The organism is Fusibacter sp. JL298sf-3 (assembly GCF_053842995.1).
Map to the genome: position 1 here is coordinate 2913208 of NZ_CM132608.1, position 19071 is coordinate 2932278.

Sequence of the window (19071 nt, forward strand, 5' to 3'; positions counted from 1 at the left end):
ATGGAAACGTTACCAAGGAGGCAGTATGAAAAGTTATTTAGAGGACATCCAAATGATTTTAAAGGCGGCGTTCGGTAAGACCGTTGATACAGCGACTCAGAAAGAGAAATATTTCGCCTTGTCCAAAGCCGTTATGGCGGATGTCGCCGAAAACTGGGCAAAGAGCAACGCGGTCTATGAAGAACAAAAGCAGGCCTTTTACTTGTCGGCGGAGTTTTTAATGGGTCGTGCACTGGGGAACAACCTCATTAACTTAAAGCAGTACGAAGCGGTGGAAGAAGCGCTCAAAACACTCGATATCGATTTAAATGAGTTGGAAGAGGCAGAAGAAGATGCGGGGCTCGGCAATGGGGGCCTCGGTCGCCTAGCAGCGTGTTTTCTCGATTCGGCAGCGACGATGAACGTCCCGCTACACGGCTACGGTATTCGTTACGACTACGGTATTTTCAAACAGTATTTTGAAGACGGTTTTCAGAAAGAACTGCCTGACAACTGGTTGAAAGACGGCGATCCATGGTCTGTGAGAAGAGAATCGGAATCGGTGACGGTTACTTTTAGCGACGGCTCGGTTAAAGCGGTTCCATACGATACGCCGATTATCGGTTACGGTACAAACAACATCAACACCCTTAGACTCTGGAAGGCGGAATCGGTGGCGCCATTTGACTTCGATGCCTTCAACGATCAGAATTACGACGCTTCAGTTGAGAAGAAGAACCGCGCTGAGGACATTTCTCGCGTCCTCTATCCCAACGACAGTGAGAACGAAGGCAAGATTCTTAGACTCAAACAACAGTATTTCTTCGTTTCGGCATCGCTTCAAGAACTGGTGCGCAAGTTCAAAGAAAAGCACGGTGACGACTTCTTTAAATTCCCGGAAGTCTATGCCGTTCAGCTTAACGACACGCATCCAGTGGTGGCAATTCCCGAACTGATACGCCTCCTCGTGGACGAAGAGGGCTTAAATTTCAACATCGCCTTTAAAATCGCGCAACGTACATTTGCCTATACCAACCACACCATTTTACAAGAAGCGCTTGAAAAATGGTGGGTGGGCTTTTACAAAGAGCTGTTACCGCGCATTTACGAAATCATCCAACAATTGGATGCCCGCTTTGCTCGCGAACTGGAGAAGAAGCGGTACACCAAGCGTAAAATTGCGTCTATGCGCATTGTACAAGGGGACTTGATCCACATGGCGTTTCTCGCCATCTACGGCACGCATGCCACCAACGGTGTGGCGGCACTCCATACGGAAATTCTCAAGAATCAGGAACTGAAAGACTGGTACAAACTTTATCCGGAACGCTTCCAAAACAAGACCAACGGCATCACTCAAAGGCGTTGGTTGAAACTCACCAACAAGCCGCTCGCCGAGATGATTACTGAACTTTTGGACTCCGACGCTTGGGTGAGAGACCTTTCGGAACTTGAAAAACTCAGTGCTTTTGCACAAGACGAAGCGGTACTGCGCCGATTTATTGCTATTAAAAAACAGAAAAAACGCGAGTTGGCCGACTATATAAAGGCCGTTGAAGGGATTGAAATCGATCCGAACAGTTTGTTCGATATTCAGATTAAGCGCTTGCACGAATACAAACGCCAATTGCTCAACGCCTTCCAAATTTTGAACCTCTATTACGACATCAAGGCGAATCCGTCTATCGATGTTGTGCCGAGAACGTATATCTTCGGTGCAAAAGCGGCACCGGGTTACTTTAGAGCGAAAGGCATTATCAAGTACATTCACGAAATTGCCAAATGTGTCAACGACGACAAAGACGTCGCAGGGCGCATCAAAGTGGTGTTCGTCTCCAACTACAGGGTGTCTTATGCAGAGCGCCTATTCCCTGCAGCCGATTTATCCGAGCAAATTTCTACAGCAGGTAAAGAGGCGTCAGGTACGGGGAACATGAAATTTATGCTCAACGGCACGCCGACCATTGGGACATTAGACGGTGCCAATGTGGAAATTGTCGAAGAAGCCGGCCTTGAAAACAACTACATCTTCGGTCTGAAAGTCGAGGATATTAAAACGCTCAAGCGCACCTACGATCCTGAAAAAGTCCTCAAAGGTCATCCGCGCCTCAACAAAATTGTCAACACGCTTATTGACGGCACTTTTGACGACGGTGGCACGGGCATGTTTAAGGAACTCTACGCATCGCTTCTCGAAGGGGCTTCATGGCACGCGCCGGACAACTACTTCCTCTTTGCCGATTTCGACAGTTACATCGAAGCACAGCGTAGAGTGGACGCCGATTTTAGAGATGAACTGGGCTATGCAGAAAAATGTTTTAAAAACATCTGTGGCGCCGGTAAGTTCAGCTCAGACAGAACCATTCTCCAATACGCCAATGACATTTGGAACATCGAACAGACTTGGGTGTAAAGGCGTATGTATATAGGAATTGATTTAGGCGGCACCAACATTGCCGCAGGCCTTATAGACGACGCGGGGCAGGTACTTGCAAAGCACGCTGTCCCCACGTACGCGCACCGGACGCCGGAGGCTATTGTAGAAGATATGGTGGCGCTGATACAGCATCTGGCGTCTGTAGCTGAACAAGGAGACCGCATCGACGCCGTGGGGATCGGCATCCCCGGTATTTTTGACCCGGTGACAGGGCGGGTGCTGGCTTGTGTAAATCTCAACTGGTACGATTACCCGCTACGCGACGTGTTGAGCCGTTATATTCAGCTCCCCGTCTTTGTATCCAACGATGCCACAGTGGCAGCGGTGGCAGAATTTGAAGTGGCGCAACGGGGCAGATACGATAACGCCGTACTCTTGACCCTAGGCACGGGGATAGGTAGCGGCATTATCGTCAACGGACAGGTGATTAACGGCGTACACGGCATCGCTTCAGAAGTGGGGCATATGAAGGTCGGCGAAGGCCTTTATACCTGTGCGTGCGGCGGCGAAGGTTGTCTTGAAACTTTTTGTTCCTCAAAGGGGATTATACACTATGCCCGCCACCTCCTAGAAATGACGGATTTGCCGTCTGTTCTCAGGACGACTGCTGTGGAAACGCTCGATGGGGCACAGATTTTCGAGGCGGCAAAAGTCGACGATGTATTGGCGACAAAAGTTGTCGATCGCATGGTCAAGTACCTCGGCATAGGCATTATGAACATCATCGCCACCATAGACCCCGAGGTCATTTTGCTCGGCGGCGGGCTCTCTATGGCAGGGGAATTTCTCCTGGAGCGCGTTAGAGAACAAGTGGAGAAACTTAAATTTTTTAAAGCGGCAAAGCACGCGACAATAGATGTTGCCAAGCTTCAAAACGACGCCGGCATCATCGGCGCCGGCTTATTGGCTAAACTCGAATTACACCGAATAGGAGGCATATATGGCGCTTAAATTTCAATACGAAGAAGGGATGCTCAACGCCAACGATTACGAGGGACTGAAGTGCCACGTAGCAAAGGCGCATGACATGTTGCACAACGGGACGGGCCTCGGCAACGATTACGTCGGTTGGGTGGATTATCCGGCGCGTATAGACGAGGCACTTGTAGACCGCATTGAACAGACGGCGCAACATATCGGTCAAATGGCCGATGTCCTGATTGTCATCGGTATCGGCGGGTCGTACCTCGGCGCTAAAACCGTCATCGACGCGCTCTCTCACAGTTTTTACAACGAACTGCCGAAAGAAAAGCGCAAGGGTCCCAAAATCTATTTTGCAGGTCACCACATTAGCGGGACATACCTCAGCGAGTTGCTGGAAATGCTCGAAGGGCAAGATGTGTGCTTAAACGTCATCTCCAAATCCGGTACGACGACAGAGCCGGCCATTGCCTTTAGGGTTCTGAAAAAGGCACTTGAAGACAAGTACGGTGCTGAAGAAGCGGCTAAGCGCATTTTCGCCACGACAGATGCGGAAAAGGGGGCACTTAAAAAGCTGGCCGATGAAAAAGGCTATGCTCAGTTCGTCATCCCTTCAGATGTGGGCGGCCGTTATTCCGTCTTGACGCCGGTTGGGTTGCTCCCTATTGCAACAGCTGGTATTGACATCAGAGCGCTATTAAAAGGCGCTAGAGACGGCTATGAAGCGTTTGGAAATGTCGATACCGATGCGAACCCGTGTTACCAATACGCAGTGGTTCGAAATGCCCTCAACCGCAAGGGCAAACAAATTGAAATTCTCGTGAACTACGAGCCGTCTATGGCTTTCCTCTCCGAGTGGTGGATGCAGCTTTTCGGCGAAAGTGAAGGCAAAGACGGAAAGGGGCTTTACCCGACGAAAATGACCAATACGACAGATTTGCACTCTATGGGTCAAATGGTGCAGGAAGGGCCGCGTCACATTTTTGAAACGGTGGTGCGTGTGACCCAGTTCGAGAAAGACGTGGTCATCGAGTCGGATTCCGCAGACCTCGATGGTCTCAATTACCTCGCCGGTAAAACCATGAGCGCCGTTAATGAAAATGCCTTCAAGGGGACGATGATGGCACATGTGGACGGCGGCGTGCCGAACCTCGTCGTCGAAATCGACAAAAAAGACGCTTATCACATCGGCCTCTTGTTGTATTTCTTTATGAAGGCCTGTGGTATCAGCGGTTATCTACTCGGCGTCAACCCGTTTGATCAGCCGGGCGTAGAGGCCTATAAGAAAAACATGTTTAAGTTACTGGGCAAAAAATAAGGTCTGGTATTGAGAGTCGGTTGTCGGTGACAATCGGCTCTTTAAATGTGTTGGGGGTATAAAAAGTAAAAAAAGAAAGTGAAATGTCTATATATTCCTTGACAGTCTCTTTTTCGTGGGATAGTATATGCTTAAAGGATATGGAAAATGATGTTATAGTGTAATTTGAAGAAAGGGGCGTTTTTATGAAATATAGACGTAGCTACTTGAATTCTTCATAGGTTCAATGATAATATCTAGTGTTAATAAATTTTGAAAAAGGGCGTGGAATGTAGGGGGGCTCATATGAGTCATCCTATCATAGTTTGTCGTCTTGCTACTAGTTATCGAATATTTACTGTAAACTTTTATAGCAAAAAATAGGGAGAAAATACTATGAAGAAATCAATAAAAATACTATCGATGATATTAACTGGGGTATTTATTATATCAGCAGTAACTACGACTTCCGTTTATGCTGATGATACAAGGATGAATAAAGAATCATTTTTAGCTATGGCTCGTGAACTTGCGCAAGATGAACAACCAGAAGCACTAAGGGGGTTACATAGTTCACATTCGTTTAATTACACATATTATGATACTGACGAGGATTTAGCATATATTTATCAAGCTGTTGACGGGAAAGAAAACGTTATTGTTGATCAAATGGTTGAGCAAGAAGTAAGTAGGAGTGAAATGTTACGTACGGATTATGGATACTTCGCCAAACAATTGGTTTCTAATTATGGAAAAAAATACATCCAAGCGACTGTAACACTACCACAATGGGGATATACTTATTATACCGACAAGGAAGTTCCAACATATGGTGAAGGAGGTACACAACCTTATATTTATCTAGGAAACTCAGGTGGAACTGAAGTAGACGCAGGGTTAGCGGGCTCTGTAGCGGTTGGAAAAAAACTGTATGGTTTTGTACCATTTATTAGCGTAGGTGACGGTAACATGTATGCTCCAGATAAAACATATGGTGGTGCAGGTGGAGACAATCAAGCGTTTTGGGAAAATTGTTACAAAGATGCAACGAAAGTACAGATTACTTTTTGGCCGAGTTATAAAAATAGTAACAATAAGATTGTTACACGTTTAAAAACAGTAGGTAGAGCCTATTATGACAATAAACAGGGAACAGGTACTGCGAGTTCTAGTGGGTATCCAGACACAAGTATAATTGAAGTTAGTGGTGCAAGAACTGGTACGGCTTTCAAAATGTTGTCTACAGTTGCTAATGAAACAGAGCGGGTAACGGGCGTAAAAAATGTAGCGAAATTTACAAGTATAAACACAGATGGCGCAACACCGACTTTTTTAACAAGTACAACAGCTGGAAACGCAAGTCGTGTGGTTAAAAATTCTTCAAATTCGTTAACACTGACAGCAAGTCATAATTAGTTAGGGAGGTGGCATTATGTTTAGTAAAAAGATAATCGTTATGATGTTGGGTATTTTAATAATTAGTAATACAATAATTTATGCAAATGAAGATGTTGGAAAACGCACGCCGTTTAATGCGTACCCAACAGAGTTGTTTTATAACGACAAACAATTAGAGGATGCATTTCTTTATAAAAGGAAAAGCTATTTACCACTAAGAGCGTTATCAGAAGAATTGGGCTATGTAGTAAATTTTGAAGCTTTTGACCCTGAAAAGGACTTAGATGAGGGAGATTATTATAATCCGTATGAAGTGCACGGTACTTTTACAATTACTAACGGTACAGATACAGTTGTTATCAAACGTACAGGAAGAAGAGGAAGTATTTTAAAAAATGGTATAGATGTAACTAAGGCTTTTACTATTAAATTAATAAATTGGGATCATGTTAAGGGAAATTTAGATGCGTCTATAGAACATGGTTTTACATCTAAAAGCGATGATCTAACAAGGTATTTAGAAGAGGACACTGTCTATATAAGGTTAACGGATTTTGCATGGATATTTGACGGATACAATATTCGTTATGATAAATCAACAGGACGTGTGTATGTTAGTGATGTTTCTATATAAAAAATAGTTGTCAATCACTTTCGAAAATGTCCCAAAAGCAATTAAATATGAGCACCAGTAAAAAGCTGGTGCTCTTCCGCCATGAATTACCCGTTCTAATACGACAGCCGAACTTAAGTGAAGCTGTTTTTTTATTGCTACTCGTATCGATTAGCTTTTTAATGATTTTATATTTTAGATATTCATTCACACGTAATTCTACTTTTGTCATTTGATTTATCTCGATGCTTTCATTCACTCCAAAGAATTGACAGGTCGTCCCCAATAACGTAGTATGTAATTGTAAACAGTTACATACGAATGTATTGAGAGGGGACTTTATGCAAAAAAAGTACTTGGCGGGAATAGTCTTTACAACACTTGTCATTGTGTTGGTCTGGCTCTGGCCGCAGCAGAGCCAGAACGAGGTAGCGGAGCAAGCGCCTGACGAAGGCGCTGTAGAGCCCTCGTCAACTGTTGATACAACTGCGTCAGAAGAACTTTGCGATTTTTCACCGCCTCATTTTAAAGTCAGTGGCTTTGAAGTGCGTTTTGATACAGAGGCTCAAGAATTGGTGTTTACACTGGCTTATCGTATAGATGAAGAACTCTATAGGCAGCTGGAGAGTGATGTGACGTATTACCTTGAAATTGAGCCGATGGAAGCAGCGCGCGATGGCGATAGGCGCACCGATCTCTTAGAAGGGCCAGTGCCTAGCGACGGCAAACTGGGTGATTATACCGTTGCGCTGAGCATGCCTTGGACAGAAGAGATGCCTTACAATGTCGATCAAATGCGTTACACCCTCTATATCTACAACAGCGCGAAAGAGCCTGTGCAAGTTTTTGTCGATGTAGAGGCCTACAACGCCTTTGGACAGTAGTATTGTGACGTAAAATTTGCGTCAGCATCTTTAATTTTACGATTTGTGTCATTTGTGTAGGGTCTCGAAATGATACGAAAATAACGGTGTGTATCGAATGATTGGCATTAGCGCATTTGATAAAAGTGCGCTTTTTTTTGCGCCTAAAATCACCTTAAAAAGCATTTACAGAAGAACCGACCGGTGGTACAATATGTGGGTAGTAAAAAATATCAAAATACTAAATATAGTGTTTGAATTGATAAACAACAAGATTTGAGCCGAAAGCCTTTTCGCGAATGTTCAACGCGAAAAGACGTCAGCGAAAATCGTTTTGGTGCCCAAGCGCGGGCATCAAATGTTGTCGAAAAAAATAACAAGATTTGAGCCGAAAGCCTTTTCGCGAATGTCCAACGCGAAAAGACGTCAGCGAAAATCGTTTTGGTGCCCAAGCACGGGCATCAAATGTTGTCGAAAAAAACAACAAGATTTGAGCCGAAAGCCTTTTCGCGAATGTTCAACGCGAAAAGACGTCAGCGAAAATCGATTTGGTGCCCAAGCACGGGCATCAAATGTTGTCGAAAAAAACAACAAGATTTGAGCCGAAAGCCTTTTCGCGAATGTCCAACGCGAAAAGACGTCAGCGAAAATCGATTTGGTGCCCAAGCACGGGCATCAAATGTTGTCGAAAAAAACAACAAGATTTGAGCCGAAAGCCTTTTCGCGAATGTCCAACGCGAAAAGACGTCAGCGAAAATCGATTTGGTGCCCAAGCACGGGCGTCAAATGATGTTGGAAAATATAAGAGTGGAGGGATTGAATGAAAGTCAAAAAGCGCGATGGCGGCATCGTGGATTTTAAAATTGAGAAAATCACACGTGCAATACAAAAAGCCATGATGGAAACCACAGAAGGGGTGGACGAAAACCTGAGCCTTGAAATCGGGGAGAAAATCGTACGCGTAGCAGAAGAGAGCGAGCTGCCTATTACGGTAGATGAGATACAAGATCTTGTGGAAGATCTTTTAATGGAAAGTCCTAGAAAAGACGTGGCAAAGCGCTATATCATTTATAGAAATGAAAAAGATAAGACGCGTTTAATGCGCAAAACCGAAGACAACCGCTTGCTAACAGACGAGTTTATCAGCAAATACAAGCATATGAATTCGCCAATGCAACAATTGGGGGACTTCGTTTACTACCGGACGTACTCCAGATGGCTTCCGGCTGAAAAACGCCGAGAATACTGGTGGGAAACCGTTAGACGTGCAGTAGAGTACAACTGTGCCATCGTGAAGACAAGCCGTTCAGAGGCAGAAGAACTGTTCGATAACATCTTTCATCTAAGACAGTTTCTTTCGGGAAGAACTTTCTGGGTCGGGGGCACACCGGTTGCGAAGTACTACCCAATGGCAAACTACAACTGTAGTTTCCAAGTCATCGATAATTTCGATGCCTTTAAAGACATCTTCTATCTACTGATGATTGGTTCAGGTGTAGGTGTTCGTATTCTGAAAGACGATGTGGCTCAGCTGCCAAAAGTCAGAACGGATTTTGAAGTGGTACACAAGGACTACACGCCGCTTGCAAAAGCTGAGCGCGAAGACAACACGAGCCTCGAGTTCTTCTACAACAACACCGTTAAAATCACCATCGGCGACTCCAAAGAAGGCTGGGTTCAATCGCTCGACTTCTTCCTCAAGTTGATTCATACCAACGAGTATCGAAACATTAAGACCATTATTATCGATTATGACCACGTCAGACCAAAGGGCGAAAAACTCAGAACTTTTGGTGGAACGGCAAGTGGACACACGAGCCTCAAGAACATGTTCCATAAAATCGACCGCGTTATTAAAAAAGCCGGTTTACTTGCAGAAGCTAAAAATGTAAAATTGAGATGTATCGATTGCTTGGACATCGCCAATGTCATCGGCGAAAACGTCGTTGTCGGCGGTGTGAGAAGAACAGCAGAAATCGTCTTAATTGATGCAGATGACAAAGAGTGTATCGAAGCAAAATCCAACCTGTACACCATGGAAGATGGCAAGTGGCTTGTTAACGAAGAAATTCTACACCGTCAAATGAGCAACAATTCCATCTACTATAAGGAGAAGCCTACAAGAGAAAAACTGAGATGGCAGCTCGAGCGCATGCGCTATTCAGGAGAGCCGGGATGGGTCAACGAAGTAGCCGGCTCTAAGAGACGCCCGAACTTCAACGGCGTCAACCCTTGTGGCGAAATTCTTCTCGACAACAAAGGCCTGTGTAACTTGACCACCATTAACGTCTTTGCGTTTGTCGACGAAAACGGCAACCTAGATGTACCGGGACTTTTAAAAGCACAGCGTTATTCCGCAAGAGCTTCTTACAGAATGACCTGTGTGGAACTCGAACTCCCAATGTGGAACAACGTCCAACAAAGAGATAAGCTCCTCGGGTGCTCGCTCACAGGATGGCAAGATATGGTCAATGCGACGCAAATGACGAGAGATGAGCAAAAAGTTCTCTTAACACAGCTTCGCGACGCCGCGAGAAAAGAAGCGGAAATGTACGCGGCAGAGCTCGGTGGCGGTGTACCGGTTCTCGTAACCACAGTAAAACCAGAGGGGACACTTTCGCAGCTGCCGACGGTATCCAGTGGTGTCCACTATTCTCATTCACCGTACTACATCAGACGTGTGCGCATCAACTCTCACGACCCGCTTGTTAAAGTGTGTGAGGAGTTGGGCTACTCTGTTAAACCGGAAGTTGGCCAAGAGTGGGAAACGTGTACGACAAAAGTTGTGGAGTTCCCTGTTAAAGCACCAAACGGCAAGACCAAGTACGAAGTCAGTGCGTTGGAGCAACTGGAAAACTACAAACTCTTTATGGACTATTACGTCGATCACAACTGCTCGATAACTGTACACGTGCGTCCTGACGAGTGGGAAGCCGTGGAGGAGTGGGTTTACGACCATTGGGACGATACGGTCGCCCTATCGTTCTTACCACTTGACGACAGTTTCTATCAGCTGTTGCCATATGAAGCAATCGATGAAGCAGAGTACAAACGCCGTGTTGAAGAGATGAAGCCATTTAGACCGTCTCTCATCACAAAATACGAAAAAGAAGAAGTTGAATTGGATATCGGCATCGAGGGCTGTGAATCAGGCGCTTGTCCGGTAAGATAGCGAAGGAGACTGAACATGAATACTCAAGAGATATTGCAATTGGCATTGAATTTAGCAGGATTGGAATCGGCACCGGCGGATACGGTTATCAGTGTTCCCGGCGAGTCGATTGAAAAAGTGATTATCGGCGTCGACATGGACACGCCTGAGCTCTTGCTCGCAAAGCAACTCGGTTATGATCTCGTCATCAGTCATCACCCGAAGGCAGACACGGCATCGGCGCATTTTCACAACGTCATGGACATTCAAATTGACAAAATGGTCGAAAACGGCGTGCCGATTAACAAGGCGCAAAAAGCGCTGAGAAAAAAAGTGACCGCTGTTGAAATAGGCGATCACGTCGGCAATTACGACCGCGCGTCTTCTGCGGCAAAGTTGCTGGATATGCCGTATATGAACATCCATTTACCTGCAGATCTCATTGGGGAGCGTTTTACGCAGAATTATCTCAATGACGCTTTAGACGGCAATGCAAAAGCCAAAGTGCAAGATGTCGTCGACGCTTTAATGGCACTGGACATCTATAAAAATGCACTTGTTCAGCCCGTTGTAAGATGCGGGAGCGGTTCGGATTACGCCGGAAAAGTCCTCGTGTTGTTTGCAGGGGGAACCAATGGCGGCGCAGATGTCTACAAAGCGTATTTTGAAGCCGGTGTCGGCACCATTGTGGCGATGCACTGTCCTCAAGACGTTTTGAAAGAAGTCCGTGAGCAAAATATCGGTAATGTCGTTGTCGCAGGTCACATGCCAAGCGATTCTATTGGGTTGAATGTTTTGATTGAAGCACTTAAAGAAAAAGGGCTGGATGTCACTAAGATGTCGGGCATCTTATAGAACAGTTTGCGTTTAAATTTTCGCATACAGATTATATCCTCAACAATTTTATATTGTTGGGGATTTTTTGTGTGAATTTAAAGGAGTTTTGGGGTAAAGTATAGAATATTATAAATAGTGCAACAATTCAACGAATCAACTTGAGAGGAGAACTTTATCTATGAAGAATTACACAGTAGACAAGGTAAGAAATGTCACATTTCTTGGCCACGGCGGAAGTGGCAAAACAACACTCACAGAAGCATTACTTTTTACAACAAAGGTAACAAAGAGAATGGGAAGCGTTGAAGATGGTAATACTGTTTCAGATTTTGATAAAGAAGAGATCAACCGCAAATCAAGTATAGGCACCTCGATTATCCCTATTGAATGGCACGAGCACAAATACAACTTTTTAGATACGCCGGGGTATTTTGACTTCGTCGGCGATGTATTTGGTGCACTGAGGGTTTCAGGGGGAGCCGTGATTATGCTGGATGCCTCGTCGGGTGTTGAAGTCGGCACTGAAAAAGCATGGAATTTTACTGAGAAGCGCAACATGCCTAAAATCATGTTTATTAATAAAATGGACAAAGAAAACGTCAATTACGTCAAGTTGATCAAAGAAATTAAAGATACCTTCGGCAAAAAAATCGCGCCGTTTTGTATTCCTATAGGTGAAGGCGGTGAGTTTAAGGGCTTTGTCAATGTCGTCGATATGAAGGGGCGCATCTATAACGGTTCGCTGTGTGAAGACGCACCGATACCGCCGGAGATGGAGCAACGCGTCAAACCGATTCGAGACATGCTCATTGAAGCCGTTGCTGAAAGCGACGAGGACTTGATGATGAAATACTTCGACGGCGAAGAGTTTACCAATGAAGAAATTCACGAAGGTCTTAGGAAAGGCGTTATCGCAGGGGAGATTGTCCCTGTGCTCGTAGGTGCCGTACAAAAGTGCATTGGCATCCATACACTGATGGATATGATTTACGATTACTTCCCGACGCCAAAAGAATTAAACGAAGGGGTCTACCTCGGCGAGATGCCCGATTCAGGTGAGGCGACGGAACGCAAAGTATTGCCAGATGAACCGTTTTCAGCCTTTGTGTTTAAAACCATCGTCGACCCGTTTGTGGGAAAAATCTCTCTGTTTAAAGTGTATTCCGGCGAACTCAAGAAAGATATGGAAGTCGTTAACGCCACGCGCGATGAAAAAGAGCGCATCAGCAGCTTGTTCCTCCTAAGGGGAAAAGAGCAGCTCGAAGTCGACCGCGTTATCGCCGGCGATATCGGTGCGACTTCGAAACTTCAGTACACGCAAACGGGTGACACCTTATGTGACAAAGAGCACCCCATCGCCTTTGGGCAGATGAATTTGCCGAAACCGGCGCTCTTTATGGCCATAGAGCCGAAGGCCAAAGGCGACGAAGAAAAAATTTATTCATCGTTGCACAAACTCATGGACGAGGATCCTTCGTTCACCGTAGAGCGCAACCAAGAAACCAAACAGACGCTTTTAGGTGGCCAAGGATCGATGCATATACAGGTGATTACAAGCAAGCTCAAGAACATGTTCGGCGTCGATGTGACGCTTGAAAAACCAAAAGTGGCGTACCGCGAAACCATTAAAAGCGTCGCTACGGTACAAGGGAAGCACAAGAAACAGTCCGGTGGCGCCGGTCAGTACGGCGATATTCACGTTAAGTTTGAACCGTCTAATGAATCGTTTGTGTTCGAAGAAAAAATCTTTGGCGGTTCCGTACCTAAACAGTATATTCCGGCAGTTGAAAAGGGATTGGTCGAATCTTGTGAAAAGGGCATATTGGCAGGCTGTCCGGTGGTGAACATCAAAGCGACGCTTCTCGACGGCTCTTACCATGCAGTAGACTCTTCCGAGATGGCGTTTAAAATGGCGGCGCACATTGCCTTCAAAAAAGGTATGGAGCAAGCGAGTCCCGTACTCCTCGAACCCGTTGCACATGTTGAGATCTATATTCCAGACGAATACATGGGCGATATTATGGGTGATATGAACCGAAGACGCGGTAGAATACTGGGCATGGAACCTAATGAAACCGGTTATCAGAAAGTCATCGCAGAAGCACCGCAATCGGAGATGTTCGAGTATGCCACAGAGTTGCGTTCTATGACGCAGGCGCGCGGCTGGTTCAATATGCGCATCGACCGTTATGACGAAGTGCCGACACAGATTGCCGTGAAAATTATCGAACAAGTTAAGTTGGACAACGACGCGCATTAAGTAAGCATTAGATAAACCCGAGGGAAGCCCCCTCGGGTTTTTAAGTTAAAACGCGGAAAGGGGTCGACGAAAGGCTGTTCAATGTACCGGACGATTGTCAGCTCTTGTCTAAATGTGGTACACTTAAGAAGAAAATACATGGTGAAAGGAGCCGGCTATGTACCCTTATAATTTTGACGAAACCGCCAACGATGTCATTCATTTCGCCTTTCGAGAAGCGCGAGACCTCGGACACCGTTTCGTCGGAACTGAGCATCTGGTTTTGGCCTTGGCGCAAATTGAGCGTCAGACCATCTCGGAACTGTTTAAACAATACGGCGTCACAGCCGAGGACATCCGCATAGAAGTCATTAACAGGCTGGGGCGACAAGCGCAGTTTGAGCGGATAGAAGATTACACCTATCACGCAAAAGCGTGTTTGGAGCGCAGCCATCAATATGCCATCAAGACCAATGCCGCGGAGATACTACCGGAGCATTTGTTCGTGAGTATAATGCACGATGCGGAGACCATTGGCTATAAGATTCTCATGGCGCTGAGAATGGACGTAAAAATGTTGCTCCAGAGCTTATACGCCACAGCGGAGACCGGCGAAAAAGGCGCTAAGATTATCAAGCATAGCCGTTCGTCAGAAGTTTCGGTTAAGACGTTGGCACTGGATTCGGATTACGGGCAGTCGGCGCTGGAGGCGCTTTCGGAACTGGGAACAGATCTCACTGCCATAGCAAAAGATGCGCCCTTTGAAGCGGTGGTTGGCCGGGAACGCGAAATCGAACGCATGCTTCAAATTTTGTCGAGAAAAGAAAAAAACAATGTCTGCCTGCTTGGGGAAGCTGGGGTTGGAAAAACGGCCATTGTCAGGGGCCTCGCCAATAAAATCGCCATGGGCGATGTACCGGACGCCTACAAGTACAAGCGGCTGTTTGAACTCAATGTAGGCGCACTGGTTGCCGGCACCATGTATCGCGGGCAGTTTGAAGAGCGTATGAAAGCGCTTATTGACGCCTTGTTGTCGGAAGAGGGGACCATTGTCTTTATTGACGAGTTTCATCAACTAATGGGTGTAGGGGCTACCGGCGACAAATCACTGGACGCCATCGGTCTCTTGAAGCCATACTTGACACTTGGGAAAATACAGATTATCGGTGCGACAACTTACAGAGAGTACGAGAAGTATGTGAAGAGCGACCCGGCTTTGGTGCGGCGCATGTTGCCGGTTCACGTGGAAGAACCCACTGAAGCTGAAAGTTTTGAAATATTAAAGCATGTCAAAGAAAGTTACGAGCGTTTTCATCAAGTGGTGATTACCAAAGAAGCTGTACAAGCGGCTCTAAAACTGTCGATACGCTATCTTCCTGAAAGACACCTGCCGGATAAGGCCATCGACTTACTCGACGAAGCGTCCTCGAGGAAACGCCTTGAAAACATCGATGTGCTCAAGTTGGTGGAAGAGCTGAAATACAGGCTGTCGACTTTGAAACACGAAAAAGAAGAAGCGATTATCGCCGCTGATTTTGAACGCGCCTCTAAAATCAAGGCTGAAGAAAAACGCCTGCTGGAGACCGCTGAGCAGCATCGCGGGGCTTCAGAAGCGCTGTCGGGACAACCGCTGATTGTCACTGACGAGGACATTAAGACCGTTCTCGCCGAATGGATTAAAGTTCCGGTGCAAGAGATGACGCTGAAGGACCGCTACGCGCTTTCCAATATGGAATCGGCACTCAAGGGCAAGGTCTACGGACAGGAAGCGGCGGTTCGCGTCGTCACCAAAGCGCTTAAAAGGGCGCGGGTCGGACTGAAAAAAGCAGATGGCCCCGTTGGCGTCTTCCTGTTTGTCGGACCGACAGGTGTGGGTAAAACAGAACTTTGCAAGAGCGTGGCGGAGGTATACTTCGGTCAGGCTTCTCAGCTGATTCGACTGGATATGTCCGAGTACATGGAACGGCACAGCGTATCGAAACTCATCGGTTCGCCGCCCGGCTACGAGGGCAGTCGTGAAGGGGGCTACTTGACCAACGCCATCTCCAAGAACCCACACGCGGTGGTGGTTTTCGACGAAGTGGAAAAAGCCCACGAAGAAGTGCTCAACGTCCTGCTTCAAATTATGGATGAAGGGCATGTGAAAGACGGTAAAGGCGAACGCCATCACTTTAAGGACGCTCTAATCGTTATGACTTCAAATCTCGGCAGTCACACTGAAGGACTGGCCAAAGTGGGGTTTGGCGCTGAAGATAAGGGCTACGAGAAAGACTTGGCTGTCAGGGAGGCGTGTCGGGGCTTTTTTAAGCCGGAGTTCCTCAATCGTATAGACGATATCGTCGTGTTTAAAGCGCTTGAAAACGATGCGTTAGAACGCGTTTACGATAGGGAAATCGAGGTGCTTAGAGCGTTCCTCGAAGAACGGGGCACGACACTTGAGGTAGACAGTTCTGTAAAACGACATCTGCTGGCGACGTATCAGAGCAGTCGGTACGGTGCGAGACCTTTAATTCGAGGCATTGCAACCGATGTCAAGGACTTGATTGTCGATCAATTGATTGTCACCACGAAGGCCGTTCGCGGCATGCACCTCGCATACGACGAGCGTATAACCATTGAAATAGAGGAGTAATTATGGCCAAAACGAAAACCAAGTTTGTCTGTCAAAACTGTGGCTATGTATCGCCCAAATGGCTTGGCAAATGTTTAGACTGCGGTTCTTGGAACAGCTTTGTCGAAGAACTCGAGACAAAGCCGCTCAAATCGGGAAACCTCAACATCGGCGGCGAAAGCAAACCGCAAAAACTCAAAGACATTGCGTTTAATGAAGAAGAACGTTACCGGACGCATATTAAAGAACTCGACCTCGTCTTAGGTGGCGGGGTCGTAAAGGGCTCTTTGATTCTCGTCGGTGGCGACCCGGGTATCGGAAAATCGACGCTGCTTATGCAGGTGGCACATCAAATGGCGAAGGGTGCTCAGAAAGTGCTCTATGTTTCAGGCGAGGAATCGGTGAAGCAAACGAAACTTAGAGCGCAGCGATTAGAAGTCGCCGCAGAGGAGATTTACATCGTCGCAGAGAACAACATCGAGCGGATAAAAAAACACGTAGAGGACATTGCGCCGACAGTGCTGATAGTCGACTCGATTCAGACGGTTTACGGCCAAGAAGTGTCGTCGGCACCGGGCAGTGTCAGCCAAGTCCGCGAAGCGACCAATCAGTTTATGAACCTCGCTAAGAAGAACGGCATCAGCACGTTTCTCGTGGGGCATGTGACGAAATCCGGCAGCATTGCTGGGCCTAAAGTCCTTGAACACATGGTGGACACGGTTTTGTATTTCGAAGGCGAGGGACACAACCTCTTTAGAATTCTCAGAGCGGTTAAGAACCGTTTCGGATCGACCAACGAAATCGGCATTTTTGAGATGACCAACTTCGGTCTTAAAGAAGTGGACAACCCATCGAAAATCTTTTTGTCAAACAGTACCCATCACGCCTCTGGCTCTGTTGTCGTACCGACTTTAGAAGGGACGCGAACCGTACTCGTCGAGATGCAGTGTCTCGTTTCTCAGACCAACTTCAACATGCCGCGTCGCATGGCAGTGGGCATTGACTACAACAAGCTGGTACTGCTGACGGCGGTACTGGAGAAAAAAGTCGGTATGAGCCTCTACAATCAAGACATTTACCTCAATGTCGTCGGCGGCATGTCCATAGACGAACCTTCGGCAGACCTCGCCATCGTCCTCGCCATTGCATCGAGTTTTCGCGATGTGGTGCTTTCACAGGAAATGGTGTGTTTTGGAGAAGTGGGACTCACTGGTGAAATTCGAGCGGTGAGCCATCCACAGCAGCGGATTAACGAGGCTGCCAAGATGGGTTTTAAAACAGCGCTTATTCCACATGCCAACTTAGAGGGCCTTAAGCGTCCGGAGAACTTTAACGTCATCGGTATGAAGCATATTGAAGAGGTGTTCAAGTACTTCTTTTAAAGAGGTGGAGGCGACAAGTGTCCATTACTTCCAATAAAAAACAGCTAGGCGTTGAGGCGCACTAGCTGTTACTCGCTTTAGTAGAGGGTGTACTTACCGAGGGTGTTAATTTTTTTGTATTCTTTGAGAAGCACATCGTAAAGATTGAGATCTAATGTGTTGCAGAGTGCCGCTATGTAGAACCCCAAATGGCCGAGTTCTTCTTCGATTTTTTCACGGCAAATCGAACAGACTTCCCCGTCGACAGGTGCTTCCTCATGTGAACTCTTCAGTTGGACGCAACCACACTGAGTGATGGTCTTTGTCACTGCGCGATTGGATTTGGACGTCGCATCTGACAGTTTGCTCATAATATCGAGTAAACTGGCGTGACGCACCAACACTTCGTCTACTTTATTCTGAAACTCGTCGTAAATAACGTCTTTCATGTGCCCTCCTTTATGACCGTCTCTTGAATGGTTGAGAACATTTTATCACAAAATTCTGTAAACAAAAAGTAATATTCAAAACTTTCTCTTAATAGAAATTTAATGCTTGACAAACAAATGTTTCGAATAGTAAAATGTAAGATTGTTGATTAAAATTCAAAAATGCGTTATAATAAAGTGAGATAGATAGGCCGCATGGAGGGATAGTATGTTTAAAATTGGAGATAAAGTGGTTTACCCTATGCATGGCGCTGGCATTATCGAAGGTATCGAAGACCGTGAGATTCTAGGAGATATGAAGTCGTTTTACGTTTTGAGATTGCCGATAAAGAGTATGAAAGTGATGTTACCTGTCGATAATGCTGAGAAATTAGGAGTGCGCAAAATTGTAAGAGATGACGAAATCACACGTGTGATTTCGTTACTGGGCAAAGAAAAGGGCAAGATGCCGGATAATTGGAACAGAAGATATCGATCAAACCTTGAAAAAGTCAAGACCGGCGATATATTTGAAGTGGCTACTGTTGTAAGAAATTTGGAAATTCTCGATAGAGAAAAAGGTCTATCTACCGGTGAGCGCAAAATGCTCAACAACACAAAACAGATTCTAGTCAGTGAACTCATTTTAGCAAAGGATATGGGTGAAGACGAAGTTGTTTCTTTGGTGAACATGACCATAGGTGACCACTAGTGTCCCGTCTTGTTGATCGTTCATTCGAAGTTTGCAGCTGCGCTGTAAAACGGGTGAGCCGTTTTTAAACGGTGAGCGAGAAAGTACATTCGTCTGAGGAAGTCGGCTCTTAAGCAAAGAGTCGGCTTTTTTACTTATAGGCGTGTCGAATAGTGGCGGGTGTTAGTCGAAAATGTGATTGTATCCAAAACTGTCTCTATGTTACAATAAAACTAGTGCAATAA

General features: G+C 46.1%; 13 protein-coding genes. 12 read left to right on the forward strand and 1 reads right to left on the reverse strand.

Translation table 11 applies throughout. The annotated features are described in order from the left end of the window. Positions 1-25 precede the first annotated feature (25 nt). The 11 genes from ACR6HW_RS13715 to radA all read left to right on the forward strand — a co-directional run bounded on the left by ACR6HW_RS13715 (position 26) and on the right by radA (position 17728). A complete protein-coding gene (locus tag ACR6HW_RS13715) occupies positions 26-2392 on the forward strand; it encodes a glycogen/starch/alpha-glucan phosphorylase (RefSeq protein ID WP_455728291.1) in 2367 nt (788 codons plus the stop codon). 6 nt (positions 2393-2398) lie between these two features. Beyond that, complete coding sequence (locus ACR6HW_RS13720) at positions 2399-3367, forward strand: ROK family protein (RefSeq protein ID WP_455728292.1); 969 nt, start codon at positions 2399-2401, stop codon at positions 3365-3367. Then, the gene (locus ACR6HW_RS13725; RefSeq protein WP_455728293.1) at positions 3357-4655 is read left to right on the forward strand and encodes a glucose-6-phosphate isomerase; all 1299 of its coding nucleotides are present in this window, start codon (positions 3357-3359) and stop codon (positions 4653-4655) included. The genes ACR6HW_RS13720 and ACR6HW_RS13725 overlap by 11 nt, the downstream gene beginning before the upstream one ends. A gap of 375 nt (positions 4656-5030) precedes the next feature. Further along, positions 5031-6050, forward strand: coding sequence for a hypothetical protein (locus ACR6HW_RS13730; RefSeq protein WP_455728294.1), 1020 nt, complete (start codon positions 5031-5033; stop codon positions 6048-6050). A gap of 16 nt (positions 6051-6066) precedes the next feature. Next, positions 6067-6666 carry a hypothetical protein gene (locus tag ACR6HW_RS13735; protein ID WP_455728295.1) on the forward strand — a complete coding sequence of 200 codons (600 nt, stop codon included), beginning with the start codon at positions 6067-6069 and terminating at the stop codon, positions 6664-6666. 320 nt (positions 6667-6986) lie between these two features. Next, positions 6987-7529 carry a hypothetical protein gene (locus tag ACR6HW_RS13740; RefSeq protein WP_455728296.1) on the forward strand — a complete coding sequence of 181 codons (543 nt, stop codon included), beginning with the start codon at positions 6987-6989 and terminating at the stop codon, positions 7527-7529. 799 nt (positions 7530-8328) lie between these two features. After that, a complete protein-coding gene (gene nrdJ, locus ACR6HW_RS13745; protein WP_455728297.1) occupies positions 8329-10680 on the forward strand; it encodes a ribonucleoside-triphosphate reductase, adenosylcobalamin-dependent in 2352 nt (783 codons plus the stop codon). Positions 10681-10695: 15 nt separating this feature from the next. Continuing rightward, positions 10696-11514 (forward strand): hypothetical protein, encoded by an 819-nt coding sequence (locus ACR6HW_RS13750; protein WP_455728298.1) that lies wholly within the window; start codon positions 10696-10698, stop codon positions 11512-11514. Positions 11515-11674: 160 nt separating this feature from the next. Continuing rightward, a complete protein-coding gene (fusA, locus tag ACR6HW_RS13755; RefSeq protein WP_455728299.1) occupies positions 11675-13756 on the forward strand; it encodes an elongation factor G in 2082 nt (693 codons plus the stop codon). A 157-nt stretch (positions 13757-13913) separates the two neighbouring features. Beyond that, positions 13914-16367, forward strand: a complete 2454-nt coding sequence (locus tag ACR6HW_RS13760) for an AAA family ATPase (RefSeq protein ID WP_455728300.1) — start codon at positions 13914-13916, stop codon at positions 16365-16367. A gap of 2 nt (positions 16368-16369) precedes the next feature. Next, positions 16370-17728 carry a DNA repair protein RadA gene (gene radA / locus ACR6HW_RS13765; RefSeq protein WP_455728301.1) on the forward strand — a complete coding sequence of 453 codons (1359 nt, stop codon included), beginning with the start codon at positions 16370-16372 and terminating at the stop codon, positions 17726-17728. 77 nt (positions 17729-17805) lie between these two features. On the opposite strand, the gene ACR6HW_RS13770 is transcribed toward radA, so the two are convergent. Further along, positions 17806-18156, reverse strand: a complete 351-nt coding sequence (locus ACR6HW_RS13770) for a nucleoside triphosphate pyrophosphohydrolase family protein (RefSeq protein WP_455728302.1) — start codon at positions 18154-18156, stop codon at positions 17806-17808. A 208-nt stretch (positions 18157-18364) separates the two neighbouring features. On the opposite strand from ACR6HW_RS13770, the gene ACR6HW_RS13775 reads away from it, so the two are divergent. Then, positions 18365-18847 carry a CarD family transcriptional regulator gene (locus tag ACR6HW_RS13775; RefSeq protein ID WP_455728303.1) on the forward strand — a complete coding sequence of 161 codons (483 nt, stop codon included), beginning with the start codon at positions 18365-18367 and terminating at the stop codon, positions 18845-18847. Positions 18848-19071 lie beyond the last annotated feature (224 nt).